Consider the following 13411-nt stretch of genomic DNA (forward strand, 5'->3'; position numbering starts at 1 on the left):
GCCAGCGGCGGCGATGGCGGCAATGACGGAAAACCCACCTTTCCTGCCATCGGAACGTGCCGGCGTCCGGGACCGCCGATGTCCGGGGCCCCTGGAAACACCCCATACCGACGGGTCGGTACCCTGCCCTCATGACCTCTTCCAGTGCACTGCCCGAGAAGGCCGGCCGCACCTGCCACAACGTCGTCAACCCCTTCCACTCCACGCACTACTTCGCGCCGGAGCTGTCCGAGGAGATGGCGAAGCTCGGCCTCGACAACCGCAGCGCCGGCTACTTCGCCTGCCGCGGCGCGGCCATGGGCGCCGTGGGCCCCGGCACCATCACGGCCACCTTCTACAACTTCAAGCACGAGCTCATCGCCCAGCACGTCCCGCACATCTGGACGGTCACCACGCCGCAGGACGTGCTGGACGCCCGGCTGCGCGCCACGGACGCCACGCTGCGCCGGCTCCTCGGCCCCGAGGCCGTCGCCTCGCCCGAGATGGCGGAGGCGGCGAAGCTGGCGCTGCGCGCCGCCGAGGCCTGCACCCGCCGGGCCCGGCCCCTGTATGCCGCGCACGCCGATCTGCCGGTGCCGGAGGCCCCGCACCTGGCCTACTGGCACGCCGCGACGCTGCTGCGCGAACACCGTGGCGACGGCCATCTGATAGCGCTGCTGGACGCCGAACTGGACGGGCTGGAGGCGCTGGTCACCCACACCGCCAGCGGCCGGGGCATGAGCCACAAGGGCGTCCTGGCGACCCGTGGCTGGTCGGAGGAGGACTGGCAGGACGCGCAGGAGCGGCTGCGCTCGCGCGGGCTCCTGAACGACGGGGGCGAGCTGACCGAGGCCGGAATCCTGCTGCGCAAGGAGCTGGAGCGGAAGACCGACCGGCTGGACCGGGCCCCGTACGAGCACCTGGGCGCCGAGGGCGTGGCCCGGCTCACCGAGCTGGCGACCGGCTTCACCACCGCCGCCATGAACGCCGGGGCGTTCCCCGCGGCGCTGTTCGGCAAGTGATCCGGCGCGTGGTGACACGTTCCGGTGCGCAAGGCTCCCCCGGGGAGTGATGCCTGCGGGGCGCCGGGGTGTGCGCAGGCCGTCGCGCGCCCCGGCGCCAGGGGTGTCCGCCGCGCTCCTCCCGGCTTCCGGGCGCACGAGGGCACTTCAGGACACCCCGGCGGCTGGGCGGCGCGACAGCCCGGCCCGCCACCCGGCACAATGCAGGCTCAAGCAAGCGCTGGAAGGCGGGTCTGGATCAACGTGACGGCATCCACTGAGCCCATCGGGGCCCTCGGGTCCATCGAAGCGAGGATCGCCGGGGAGCTCGGCGTCAAGGAGCGGCAGGTGAAGGCCGCGGTCGAACTGCTCGACGGTGGCTCGACCGTCCCGTTCATCGCGCGCTACCGCAAGGAAGCCACCGAGATGCTCGACGATGCGCAGCTGCGCTCGCTCGAGGAACGGCTGCGCTATCTGCGGGAGCTGGAGGAGCGGCGGACCGCGATCCTGGAGTCCGTACGGTCCCAGGGCAAGCTGGACGCCGCCTTGGAGGCGCAGATCCGCGGCGCCGAATCCAAGGCGCGGCTGGAGGACATCTACCTCCCGTTCAAGCCCAAGCGGCGCACCAAGGCACAGATCGCGCGGGAGGCGGGCCTGGAGCCGCTCGCCGACGGGCTGCTGAGCGATCCGTCGGTGGAACCGGCCGCGGCGGCCGCGGCGTTCGTGGACGACGGCAAGGGCGTCGCCGATCCGGCCGCCGCCCTGGAGGGCGCGCGGGCCATCCTGACCGAGCGGTTCGGCGAGGACGCGGATCTGATCGGTGAGCTGCGCGAACGGATGTGGTCGCGCGGGCGGGTGGCGGCGAAGGTGCGCGAGGGCAAGGAGGAGGACGGCGCGAAGTTCGCCGACTACTTCGACTTCGCCGAGCCGTTCACCGAACTGCCCTCGCACCGGGTGCTGGCGATGTTCCGCGGCGAGAAGGAGGAGATCCTCGATCTCACCCTGGAGCCGGAGGACCCGTCGGCGGCCACCGAGGGGCCGAGCTCCTACGAGCAGTCCATCGCGCACCGCTTCGGCATCGCCGACCGGGGCCGCCCTGCCGACAAGTGGCTGCAGGACACCGTCCGCTGGGCCTGGCGCACCCGCGTCCAGGTTCACCTCGGGATCGATCTGCGGCTGCGGCTGCGGCAGGCCGCCGAGGACGAGGCGGTACGGGTCTTCGCGTCGAATCTGCGCGATCTGCTGCTGGCGGCGCCCGCCGGTACGCGCGCCACGATGGGCCTGGACCCCGGTTTCCGTACGGGCGTGAAGGTCGCCGTCGTGGAGGCGACCGGCAAGGTGGCCGCCACGGAGACCATCTACCCCCATGTACCGCAGCAGAAGTGGGACGCCTCGCTGGCCTCGCTGGCGAAGCTGGCCCGCGAGCACGACGTCGAGCTGATCGCGATCGGCAACGGCACCGCGTCCCGCGAGACCGACAAGCTGGCGGCCGATCTGATCGCCGCCCAGCCGGAGCTGAAGCTGACGAAGGTGATGGTGTCCGAGGCCGGTGCCTCGGTGTACTCCGCCTCCGCGTTCGCCTCGCAGGAGCTGCCCGAGATGGATGTGTCGCTGCGCGGCGCGGTGTCCATCGCCCGCCGGCTGCAGGACCCGCTGGCCGAGCTGGTCAAGATCGACCCGAAGTCGATCGGCGTGGGCCAGTACCAGCACGATCTGTCCGAGGTGAAGCTGTCGCGTTCGCTGGACGCGGTGGTCGAGGACTGTGTGAACGGTGTCGGGGTGGACGTCAACACCGCGTCGGCGCCGCTGCTTTCGCGGGTCTCCGGCATCGGCTCCGGCCTCGCCGAGAACATCGTGGCGCACCGGGACAGCAACGGCCCGTTCCGCTCCCGCAAGGCCCTCAAGGACGTGGCGCGGCTCGGCCCGAAGGCGTACGAGCAGTGCGCGGGCTTCCTGCGCATCCGGGGCGGCGACGACCCGCTGGACGCCTCCAGCGTGCACCCCGAGGCGTACCCGGTGGTGCGCCGGATGGTGAAGTCGGCGGGCACCGAGGTCGGTTCGCTGATCGGCAACGCGACGGTGCTGCGGTCCCTGAAGGCCGCGGAATTCGTCGATGACTCCTTCGGTCTGCCGACGGTGAGCGACATCCTGCAGGAGCTGGAGAAGCCGGGCCGCGACCCGCGCCCGGTCTTCAAGACCGCGACCTTCAAGGAGGGCGTGGAGAAGATCGGCGATCTGCAGCCGGGGATGCTCCTGGAAGGCGTGGTGACCAATGTCGCCGCCTTCGGGGCGTTCGTGGATGTGGGCGTCCATCAGGACGGTCTGGTCCATGTCTCGGCGATGTCGAAGAGCTTCGTCAAGGACCCCCGGGATGTGGTGAAGCCGGGCGACATCGTGCGGGTCAAGGTGCTCGATGTCGACATTCCGCGGAAGCGGATCTCGCTGACGCTGCGGTTGGACGACGAGCACGGCAAGGGCGCGTCGGCAGGCGGCGGTGAGCGGCGCGGTGGCGGCGAGCGCCGGGGCGGCGGTGAGCGCCGCGGCGGCAACGGCGGCGGAGCGCGCGAGGGCGGCCGGGGCGGCGCGCCGCGGCAGCGGCAGGGCGGCGGCGCCCCGCGCGGCGGGGACCGCCGGGGCGGCCGCGACGCCGGACCGGCCAACGACGCGATGGCGGATGCCCTGCGGCGGGCCGGACTCCTGGGCAAGGACCGCGGCGGACGCTGAGGCAGTTGCCGGCGATCCGGCGGCAGCGGGAGCGGTCCCGCTGCCGCCGGATCACGGCCGTCACGCACCTCGTTCGCCTCCCGCCATGATCCGTTGTCAGTGCCTCCTGATACGAAAGGAGGCAGCGGAGAACGGGGGCGGGACGTGGCGTACGACAGGACAACGGCAGGGCACCGGCCGGTGGTCGACCTGACCGACCGGCGGGCGCTGGAGCGCTGGCGGCCGGCGGAGCCGGAAGTGGTCGCGGAGGCACGGCGGCTGAAGGAAGCCGCGCTGCTTGATTTCGGGCTGACGGACTCCGTGGTGGCGTCCTGGATCTATGCGAAGTGCCACCACCAGATCCCGACGACGGCCGTGCCGACCGCGGCCGTGGTGGCCTCCGGGGACGGCAGCTGTCCGCTGCTCTACAACCCCGACTTCTTCGTCCAATTGGGCCTGGAGGGCGTGAAGTTCGTCCTCTTCCACGAGGCGCGGCATCTGGTGCACCGCCATCTGTTCGCCGACCCCGAGCTGCGCGCGGACCCGGTCTTCACCCTCGCCGCCGAGGTCGCCATCAACCATGTCGCGCTGGTCCGGCTCGGCCGCAAGGAGCTGCCACAGCTCGACGGCCGGCCCACGGGTGTCGACCCGCGCGAGGTCCATCGGGACTATGCGGCCGATCTGACGGCCCAGGGGCTCGAACCGTTCGGCTACGACGCCTTCGTCGAGACCGACATGACCGTGTTCTCCGAGCTCAAGCGCATGCGGCAGCCTCCCGTCCCCGCGGTGCCCTGTGTGCATCTGACGGACCCGGAGACGGCGGACGGCGATCAGCAGACCCTCGACGAGACGGTGTCCTCCGCTCTGGTCAACTCCCTGCTGGCGGCGCGGCGCGGACACCCGGGCGCGGAGCGGGAGCTGCTCGATCTGATGGACCGTACGGACGGCACCTCGGAGCATGCGAGCCGGGTGTGGGGGCGGCTGGGCGCGGGGGCACTGCGCGGCGCGACCCCGCGGACGGGGAAGGTCGACTGGTGGCAGCGCTGGCTGGTCGATGTCCTCGCGTCCAAGCTGCGGGAGGGCGAGCGGCTGGTCTATCCGAAGAAGCGCGGTGCACTGCTGGCCGCGCTGGGCCACGATCCGATGCTGTCACGGCGCGGCCCGGTGCGGGAGAAGAACCTCGTGATCGCGTATGACACCTCGGGGTCGATGCCCGACTCGGTGGTCAGCTGGCTGACGGAGCTGGTGGGCGCGATCGACGGGGTGGCCGCCCACTGGCTGTCGTTCGACGGCGTGGTGATGCCGTTCCGCCCCGGCGAGCAGGTGTACGGCGGCGGGGGCACAAGCTTCCAGGCGGTGGCCGACTACGTCGAGGGCCGCACGACGGTCGACGGCCGCCACTTCGAGGAGATACCTGACGCCGTGGTGATGCTCACCGACGGCCATGCCCCGCACCTCACCCCCGCCGAGCCGGACAAATGGATCTGGCTGATCACGGCGGGCGGCGACGACTGGCCCGACCACCACACCCCGCCGATGGCCTGCCACCGTGTGACGACAGGAGACCGATGAGCACGACCACGCCGACCCCGGCGCCCATGGTGACCGCGGCGAGCGCGCAGACCCCGCCGCCCCGCCCCGCGGGATGGCGGCCCAGCGCCACCTACCCCGAGCCCCCGGAGGGCTGGACGGGTGTGTCCCGGCTGGAGTCCTTCATCGACGCGATGATCGACATGGGTCAGACCGGCCAGATCTTCGGCGAGCACGGCGTCGGCAAGACGGCCACCTTCTTCTCCCATCTGCCCAAGGCGTACCCCGATGCCGAGCTGGTCTTCGTGCCGGCCGCCAATCTCACCCCGGACGATCTGCTCGCCAACGCGCCGGTGCGCGACGCCGGAACCGGCGAACTGGTGCTGCGGCAGCTGGTGATGAGCCAGCTGCGGCCCGGCAAGCCGTTCGTGCTGCTGATCGACGACTCACTGCAGGCGGGTGCGACGATCCAGTCGCAGCTGATGCAGATCGCCTGCAACTGGACGCTGGGCGAGTACGACCTGCGGGAGCTGGGCTGTATCGGCGTCTTCCTGACGGACAATGAATCGCTGGCGGAAACGGCGGCCCGGCGCAGCGATCTGGCCGTCCTGGACCGCATGGTGACGATCCGGATCACCGCCAATGACACGTCCTGGCGGCACCAGCTCGCGGCGAAGTACCCCGACTGGAATCTGCGCGAGGTCTTCACCCTCTGGGCCACCCTCGCCCCGGCCTTGCGTGAGCTGCTCTCCCCGCGCACCCTCGACCACATCCTCGCCAACGCCCGGGAGGGCTTCCCGCTGCGCTGGGGACTGCCGCTGGTCAATGGCGAGCGGCTGCGGCTGGCCGAGCAGAAGGACAACGGCAAGCCGGGCAAGGACCGTACGACCGAGGTGCTGGACCGGATCGCGGCGGCGGTGGGCGCCGCCAATCCCGCCACGATCCCCGATCCGGTGCGCGCCGTGGTGCGTGCGGCGCTGCGCAACCGCTGGTCGGTGCTGTTGCAGGGGCCGCCCGGGTGCGGCAAGACGGAGCTGGTCCGCGAGACCGTCCGTGCGGGCCTCGACGGGCGCGAGCCGCTGTATTTCTCGATGCCGGTGACCAATGTCGAGGACCTCTGCGCACCGATCCCCACCACCGACGGCTCACTGGACAATCTCCTGTCCGGGTCGTTCCTGGGCCCGGAGCCGAAGGCGATCGTCTGGGACGAGTACAACCGCCCCAAGGACAAGGCGGCGTTCGCCAAGCTGATGGAGATCACTCAGGAGTGGTCGCTGGCCGGGCGCCGGATCGAGAATCTGCGGGCGCAGATCGCGGTGCAGAACCCCCCGTACCACCTGGGCCGCAAGCTCCTGGTCGCCCGGAACAACATTGCGCAGGCGACCCGCTTCACCGCCTCGCTGACCATCGAACCGGGCGACATCCCGGCCAACGAGTGGCTGATCGCGAAGTACGGTGCCGTCGCCGAGACGGTCCTGGAGTGGTGGAAGCACGACATCGACGAGGACGGCCGGGCCTGGATCACCAAGCGCACCATCGAGCGGCTGATCAAACTCCACCAGCGCGGGCTGCCGCTGGAGATGGGCACGGTCTATCTCGGCGACGGCGAATACGCTCCGGTGCCGCTGACCGCCCTCCTCGACCGGCTCAGCAACCGCCCCGTCACCGGTCTGCGGGAGCTGGCCCAGGAGGTCGACGCCTGGGAGGCGCGGCTGCGGACGGCGGCAGGCGCGTCCAGCGAGGGCTCGAACGACAGCGATCTGGTCCACCAGGTCCTGGCCAACGCCGAGTTGTCCCAGCTGAAGCAGCATCAAGCAGAGGTGGCCCGGCTGGTCGCCCTGCTCCCGCCGAAGCTGCGGTCCACCTACCTGGTGGGCGCATCGAGCGAGGCCCAGCGGTTCTGGATCGAGGTCTTCGCACTGATACCCCGCGGCTGAGTCGGTAGAGCGAGGCAGTCGGCGGTGCGGCCGCCGACTGCCTTCGCCGGCTGCCTTCGCGGCAGGACGGCCGATGGGTTCGGTGAGCCGCGGGAGCCCCCTTCCGTGACGGCCCGGTGGGGCGGAGTGGAGGGGACGTGCCCTGACACAAGGGCCGCCTCCCCGTCGGCGGGGAGGCGGCCCTCACCAGTCACCAGGTGGTCATGCCGACCGGGGATGGCCGAAGAGGAGGTCGAAACCCGGGGGCAGTTGGAGCAGGACGCGCTGCATGAGGTCTTCACCGGCGGCGTCGGCGACGACGCTGAGTACGGCGCCGACATCCCACTTCGCGGTCTCCTCGGTGGCGCCCTCAATCCAGGCCGCCGTGGCGCGGACGAACCGTTCGGGGTCCAGCGGCTCGGCGGCCTGGAGCGGGTTGAGCAGGATCAGGGCGAAGGTCTCCGGCAAATCGGCGGCCAGCTCGGCCCGTTCCTCGCCGACCAGATGCGCACCCAGCAGTGCCAGGACGACGCGGGCCGCCCGTTCCGCTTCCGGTGGTGAGTCGTACTCGCCGCGCTCCTGGACCTGTGCCAGGAACGCCTCCCATCGCATAGGCGCCACAGCTGCCTCCCTCTCTTCGGAGCGCGGAGGACGGGACCGGCGGGGAGATCGCTTTCCCGTCCTCCGCCCGATGCGGGCGCGGTCCCGCTCAGCCGCGGATCTGCTTCTGCGCAGTGTCCCCGCCAATGGCGATCTTGCGGGGCTTGGCACGCTCGGCGATCGGGATCCGCAGGGTCAGGACGCCCGCGTCGTAGTCGGCCTTGATGTGCTCCGTGTCCAGCGTGTCGGCCAGCATCAGCTGGCGGGAGAAGACACCCAGCGGCCGCTCGGAGAGCTCCATCTGTGCGTTGTCGGCCTTGGCGACCGGCCGGCGCTCGGCCTTGACGGTCAGCATGTTCCGCTCGACGTCGATGTCGATCGCGTCCGTGGAGACGCCGGGGAGGTCCAGGGCGATCACATACTCGTCGCCCTCGCGGAACGCGTCCATCGGCATCGGGGACGGCTTCGACCAGGTGCCGGACGTGCCCATGAGCTGCTGGGTGAGCCGGTCGAGCTCGCGGAACGGGTCAGTGCGCATCAACATCGCGAAACACCTCCAGTTGGTTCAGGCACTACTGCCTGGCCAATGCGCTTCACCTGTCTCCCGTTGTAACATGTCATCCGAACGATGACAAGCAAGATGTCATCCAATAGCTGACATGCTCTCCAGGCATCCGGCCGCCCCACACTGACGACCTCTGACGAAGGGAGATCCCGTGTCCGCAGCCGACCGGCCCGAGGACCCCGCGCCCGCTTCCTTCCTCGCCACCGCGGCCGCGCTGGATTCGATCCACGAAGCCCTGCGTGCCGCCCACGGCACGGGAACCGGCGAGCCGCCCGTCCCTGACGCGACCGGCCCCGAGCAGGCGCTGGCCGCTCTTCTCCTGCTGCGCGAGGTGCGCCTGCAACTCGCCGGCTGGGAGCCCGGCCTGATCGAAACGGCCCGTGACGCGGGCGCGAGCTGGGCCGACCTCGCCGAACCCCTCGGTGTGACCAGCCGTCAGGCCGCCGAACGCCGCTATCTGCGGCTGCGCCCCGGCGCCGCCGGCACCACCGGCGAGCAGCGGGTGAAAGCCACCCGCGACCGCCGCGCCGCCGACCGCTCCGTCACCGCCTGGGCCCGGCTCCACGCCGCCGATCTGCGCCGGCTCGCCGGCCAGATCACCGCGCTCACCGACCTCCCCGCCGGCGCCCATCCCTCGGTCAGCCGCCTGAGCCTCGCCCTCGGCGACGACGACGCCGCTCAGCTCGTCGGCCCGCTGACCGACACCCGCCCGCACCTGGAGCACGGCCACCCCGACCTCGTCGCCCGCATCGACGGCATCACCCACCACACCGACCAGCTGCGCCGGGACAGCGACGACCAGCGCCGGACCACCGGCTGACACCGGGCGGACGGCACGGCGCGCACCTCAGGCTCCGGGACCGGACCGCGCCCGCGCCGCCTTCCGACGTGGGGCGCTCGCGCCCACCGCGTCCCTCGGCTCAGCCCGTCCCCGCGTACCCCCGGATCCGCTCCAGCTCCACGGCCACATCCGTGAGCGTGGCGCAGTCCGGAACCGGCGGGAGGTCCGGGCCGGACAGGCCGCGCTCGGGCGGCCGGTGCGGGTCCTCCAGGGCGTCGGCCATCGCCGACAGCGCCTGGCACAGCCCCTCGGCCTCGGCCCTGGCCGGGCGGTGCGCGCCATGGTCGAGGCGTACCGCACAGGCGGTCGCGGCGTCCACGATGCGTTCGGCCGCGGTGACGACGGTCAGCCAGTCGGGGTTGCGGTCGCGGGCGGCGAGGAGTTCGGCCGCGGCGGTCTCCGCCGCCGCCCTGGCCTCCCCCAGCGCCCGGTAGGCGGCACGGCGCAGCGCCAGCCGACGGGTGGGGTCCGCGCCCGGTTCCGACTCGAGGACGTACCGCAGGAACTGCTCGGTGCTGCGCAGCGCCGAGGTGACGCGGTGCCCGACCCGGCGGCGTGGGTCGGCGAGCCGCGGCAGATGTCCGACGACGAGGACGATGCCGCAGGCGATGGAGGTGTCCACGATCCGCTCGGCGGCGGCCTGCGGATCGCCGCTGACATGCACGAACGACAGCACCATGAGGGTGATCGCGACGGTCTGCAGGGCGAAGTGACGGGTGGCGAACGGCAGCAGCGCCCCGCCCGCGCCCGCCATCAGCGCGGGCCACCACGAACCGGTCAGCAGCAGGCCCGCCCCGGCGAAGACCAGCACGCCCGCGACGGTCCCGGCGAAGCGGTTGACCGTACGGGAGAAGAGCGGTCCCAGGTCCGGTTTGACGAGGAAGGTGACGGTCGCCGGAAGCCAGTACCAGTGGTCGGCGCGGAGCAGCAGGGCCACGGCGGCGCTCGCGGCGATGCAGACGGCGACCCGCAGGCCGTAGTCCCGCCCGGCGGGCCCGAACAGGCCGCGCCCGCGCCGTGTCCGCCCGCCGACGGCACCCAGCGCCCCGCGGATCACGGCCGCGGGCCGGGCCGCCCAGGCGGGGTGGCCGGACGGTGCCTGCTCCGCCCGCTGCGGCGCCTCCGGCTCCCGCCGGGCGAAGGCGACCGCGGCGTCCAGCAAGGCCTGGTCGAAGGCGCCGCGCGCGGCCGTGCTGGTCTCCGGGGCGGACAGCCGGCCCGGCGGCCGCCCGGTGCGCAGCGCATCGGCGAACCTACGGGGGCTCTCCGCGACCCGGGACGGCAACGGGCGGGCCTCCCACAGCAGCGCCACGCTGGCCTCGCACAGCGCGGTGGCCGCGGCGAACCGCTCGGCGAGCAGACGTTCTTCCGTACGGGCGGGCCCGCGCAGCAGCCGGCTCGTGAGGCGGCGCAGCCGCAGGGCCTCGTCGGCGCGGTCCAGTGCGGCGGTGAGCCGGCGTCTGGCGGGCTCGGCACCGGGGCCGCCGACCGCACTGAGGGCGTCGGCGAGCGCGTCGAAGACCGTGGCGACCGCGGCCCGCTCGCCGCTGAGCGCACCGCCCGCGGGGCGGGGCGAGCGCAGGGCGAGCCGCAGCAGAAGCAGCCACAGGCAGCCGGCCAGCACATAGAGGGCCTTCGCCCAGGGCGCGCCGGGCAGCGGCATCCCGGCGCCCAGGATGGTGGTGGCCAGCATCTGCATCCCGGCGTTGGAGCGCACCGGCCCGGCCACGCTGCCCGCACCGGAGACGAAGCCGACGGCGAACAGCGCCGGGACGATCCACCAGCCCGCGTCGGCCGCCCGCAGCGAGGCGCCGATCAGCATGCCGAGCGCCGAGGCGAGGGCGGGCAGTCCGATATGGACGATGCCGGTACGCCGGGTGCCGGGGCGGTCGTTGACCCCGGCCAGCATCGAGCCGAGCCCGGCCAGGACTCCGGGCGCCGGGTGGCCGGTCGCGATGCCCGCGCCCAGCAGCGGCCCCGCACACAGCGCACCGCGGGCAACGGCCGCCCAGGGTACGGGCAGCCGCTGCCAGCGGAAGGGGTGAGCGAGCCAGGCGGGCACGGCGCGCGGCGCGCGGAGCATGGGCCTCCTCAGACGACGGCGTACGGACGGGCGGCCAGCGGAATCCGAGGGGCGTCATCGGCCGACGGTGCTGCTACCAGCCTAAGGTCCGGGAGAGGCCACACCACTGCCGCGGGGTTACCACAAGATCACGAACGAATGGCAGGCAGCCGACCCGGCTCCGCACCCGACGCCCTTCCCCGCTCCGCCCGTCCGGCGGACGGCGCCCGGCACCGGCACTCCGTCCCGTCAACCGGCCCCCGGCTCAGCACAACCCGGCAAGCCGGTACAGCACCAGTGACCCCGCCACCGCCACGTTCAGGCTGGCGCCGGTGCCGACCATCGGGATCTCCACCACCTCGTCCAGCAGATCCAGCGCCTCGGGCGGAATCCCGTGCTGCTCGTGCCCGAGGACCATCACCGTCGGCCCGCGCGCGGCCTTCAGGTCCGCCAGCCGTACCGCCTCGTCGGCGAGTTCCACCCCCACCACGCGCAGCCCCCGTTCGCGCTGCCCCTCCAGCCAGCCCACCGGATCACCGGTCCAGTGCACACAGGCGGGCCTGCGGAGCGTATTGCCGCGCTCCAGCGCCTCGGGCACCCAGGGGAACCGCGGCACGGTCAGACAGGCGCCGACCGCGTCGCAGGTGCGCAGCAGGGTGCCGAGGTTGGCGCCGTGCAGCGGCCACAGCGGTGCGGCGTAGAGGTGGTCCCAGCAGGCGTGGGCCCGCGGCCGCCGGGCGCGGCGGAGTTCACCGGGGGTACGGGTACGGAAGGCGGGCGCGGCCGGCGGAGCGGGGGCGGGGCCCCGGCGCCGCGCACGGCCGCTCATCGCACTGCGGAGGCGGCCCTCCGGACATTCATGGCGGCAGTGAGGAACTGCGGCAGCATCTGCATCGTCCAGGGCGCTTGGCGGCGCGCCCGGGCCATCGTCGTCCGGACCGTCACCCGGCCCGGTTCTGTTCCGAAGCCGCCCCGGTCCGGGCGCGGCCGCACCAGGCTAGGGCTCCGCTCCCCCGGTGTCCTCCCCTTTTCCGCGCCCCGCCCCACCGGTTAGCGTCCCGGCATGACGAGCAATACGGAGAGCCTGGACATACGGGTGGTCGGCGGCGGCGTGATCGGGCTGACGTCGGCGATCGCACTGGCCGAGGACGGGCACCGGGTACGGGTACTGAGCCGGGACGCGGCCGACGGCACGACCTCGGCGGTGGCGGGCGGGCTCTGCTGGCCGTACCGCATCCAGCCGTACGAGCGGGCGGTGGAGTGGTCCGTACGCTCCTTCCAGGTGCTGGCCGCGCTCGCGGAGCGGCCGGAGGAGACGGGCGCCCGGATGGTGACGGGCACGATGACGGCCACGACGGGCGCCGGCCGGGGCGCCTCCGGGAAGGCGGGCCACGGCGCCGAGGACGGTCTGGCCGCCTGGTATGACGCGGTGCCCGGGTTGCGGCGGGCGAGGACGGAGGAGCTCCCCGAGGGCCACGCGTCGGGGTGGCGGGCCCGTACTCCCCTGGTGGACATGCCGGCCCATCTCCGTTATCTGGAACGGCGCTTGACGGCCTCGGGCGGGGCGGTGGAGCGGCGCGAGGTCGCCTCGCTGGAGGCGGCCGGAGCGGCGGCGGACGTGGTCGTGAACTGCTCGGGACTCGGCGCGCGCACTCTCGTCCCCGATCCGGAAGTCCACCCGGTCCAGGGGCAGTTGGTGATCGTGGAGAACCCCGGCATCGAGGAGTGGTACGTGTCCGCCGACGCCGGGGCGACGGACACCACGTATCTGCTGCCGCAGCCGTACGGCCTGGTGCTGGGAGGCACGGCACAGGAGAACGCCTGGTCCCGGGAGCCCGATCCGGCGGTGGCGGAGGCCATCGTGGCCCGCTGTGCGCGGCGCTTCCCGGAACTGGCGCGGGCCCGGATCCTGGCGCACAAGGTGGGGCTGCGTCCGGCCCGCCCGGCGGTGCGGCTGGCGGCGGAGCGGCTGTCCGGCGGTGTGCCGTGCGTCCACAACTACGGGCACGGCGGTGGGGGCGTGACCGTGGCATGGGGGTGCGCGGACGAGGTACTGCGGATGGTGCGGGCGGTCCAGGAGGAGCGCGGACCGGTGCGCCGGTAATTACGGAGGTGCCCGCCTCCGCCACGGCGTTGCCGTCCCCGGCAGCGAATTCGCCGCGTATCCGTATCTCCGTCCGCTCCTGACCGTTCTCTCCGTAGTCACATGTGTGT

General features: G+C 72.8%; 10 protein-coding genes. 6 read left to right on the plus strand and 4 right to left on the minus strand.

Going from position 1 to position 13411, the window contains the following annotated elements:
• Positions 1 to 131 precede the first annotated feature (131 nt).
• The 4 genes from SLV14N_RS06285 to SLV14N_RS06300 all read left to right on the plus strand — a co-directional run bounded on the left by SLV14N_RS06285 (position 132) and on the right by SLV14N_RS06300 (position 7150).
• Positions 132 to 1001, plus strand: coding sequence for a hypothetical protein (locus SLV14N_RS06285; protein ID WP_208680125.1), 870 nt, complete (start codon positions 132 to 134; stop codon positions 999 to 1001).
• Between the two features lie 243 nt (positions 1002 to 1244).
• Entirely contained in the window at positions 1245 to 3704 is a 2460-nt protein-coding gene (locus tag SLV14N_RS06290) for a Tex family protein (protein ID WP_263268504.1), read from the plus strand.
• Between the two features lie 144 nt (positions 3705 to 3848).
• A complete protein-coding gene (locus tag SLV14N_RS06295) occupies positions 3849 to 5255 on the plus strand; it encodes a hypothetical protein (protein WP_263268506.1) in 1407 nt (468 codons plus the stop codon).
• Positions 5252 to 7150 (plus strand): AAA family ATPase, encoded by a 1899-nt coding sequence (locus SLV14N_RS06300; RefSeq protein ID WP_263268508.1) that lies wholly within the window; start codon positions 5252 to 5254, stop codon positions 7148 to 7150. The genes SLV14N_RS06295 and SLV14N_RS06300 overlap by 4 nt, the downstream gene beginning before the upstream one ends.
• A 201-nt stretch (positions 7151 to 7351) precedes the next feature.
• Here SLV14N_RS06300 and SLV14N_RS06305 read toward each other — a convergent pair whose 3' ends face one another.
• Together SLV14N_RS06305 and SLV14N_RS06310 are read right to left on the minus strand one after the other, a co-directional pair.
• Complete coding sequence (locus tag SLV14N_RS06305; RefSeq protein WP_208687733.1) at positions 7352 to 7741, minus strand: DUF2267 domain-containing protein; 390 nt, start codon at positions 7739 to 7741, stop codon at positions 7352 to 7354.
• A gap of 97 nt (positions 7742 to 7838) precedes the next feature.
• The gene (locus SLV14N_RS06310; protein ID WP_208680129.1) at positions 7839 to 8273 is read right to left on the minus strand and encodes an Hsp20/alpha crystallin family protein; all 435 of its coding nucleotides are present in this window, start codon (positions 8271 to 8273) and stop codon (positions 7839 to 7841) included.
• 172 nt (positions 8274 to 8445) lie between these two features.
• Here SLV14N_RS06310 and SLV14N_RS06315 point away from each other — a divergent pair, with 172 nt between their 5' ends.
• Positions 8446 to 9114, plus strand: coding sequence for a type III effector protein (locus SLV14N_RS06315; protein WP_208680130.1), 669 nt, complete (start codon positions 8446 to 8448; stop codon positions 9112 to 9114).
• Between the two features lie 100 nt (positions 9115 to 9214).
• Here SLV14N_RS06315 and SLV14N_RS06320 read toward each other — a convergent pair whose 3' ends face one another.
• Entirely contained in the window at positions 9215 to 11218 is a 2004-nt protein-coding gene (locus SLV14N_RS06320; protein ID WP_208680131.1) for an FUSC family protein, read from the minus strand.
• A gap of 244 nt (positions 11219 to 11462) precedes the next feature.
• Positions 11463 to 12026 carry a TrmH family RNA methyltransferase gene (locus tag SLV14N_RS06325; protein WP_263268511.1) on the minus strand — a complete coding sequence of 188 codons (564 nt, stop codon included), beginning with the start codon at positions 12024 to 12026 and terminating at the stop codon, positions 11463 to 11465.
• 234 nt (positions 12027 to 12260) lie between these two features.
• Here SLV14N_RS06325 and SLV14N_RS06330 point away from each other — a divergent pair, with 234 nt between their 5' ends.
• Positions 12261 to 13301: an FAD-dependent oxidoreductase gene (locus SLV14N_RS06330; RefSeq protein ID WP_263268513.1), complete on the plus strand. Its 1041-nt coding sequence runs from the start codon at positions 12261 to 12263 to the stop codon at positions 13299 to 13301.
• Positions 13302 to 13411: the final 110 nt, after the last annotated feature.

The organism is Streptomyces sp. Je 1-4 4N24 (genome assembly GCF_026239515.1).
GTDB classification, from domain to species: domain Bacteria; phylum Actinomycetota; class Actinomycetes; order Streptomycetales; family Streptomycetaceae; genus Streptomyces; species Streptomyces nigrescens.

What these genes read in the sequence shown, in the direction of transcription:
- SLV14N_RS06285 (WP_208680125.1), top strand. Translation starts at nt 132, where the DNA reads ATGACCTCTTCCAGTGCACTGCCCGAGAAGGCCGGCCGCACCTGCCAC.
- SLV14N_RS06300 (WP_263268508.1), top strand. Translation starts at nt 5,252, where the DNA reads ATGAGCACGACCACGCCGACCCCGGCGCCCATGGTGACCGCGGCGAGC.
- SLV14N_RS06305 (WP_208687733.1), bottom strand. Translation starts at nt 7,741, where the DNA reads ATGCGATGGGAGGCGTTCCTGGCACAGGTCCAGGAGCGCGGCGAGTAC.
- SLV14N_RS06310 (WP_208680129.1), bottom strand. Translation starts at nt 8,273, where the DNA reads ATGTTGATGCGCACTGACCCGTTCCGCGAGCTCGACCGGCTCACCCAG.
- SLV14N_RS06320 (WP_208680131.1), bottom strand. Translation starts at nt 11,218, where the DNA reads ATGCTCCGCGCGCCGCGCGCCGTGCCCGCCTGGCTCGCTCACCCCTTC.
- SLV14N_RS06325 (WP_263268511.1), bottom strand. Translation starts at nt 12,026, where the DNA reads ATGAGCGGCCGTGCGCGGCGCCGGGGCCCCGCCCCCGCTCCGCCGGCC.
- SLV14N_RS06330 (WP_263268513.1), top strand. Translation starts at nt 12,261, where the DNA reads ATGACGAGCAATACGGAGAGCCTGGACATACGGGTGGTCGGCGGCGGC.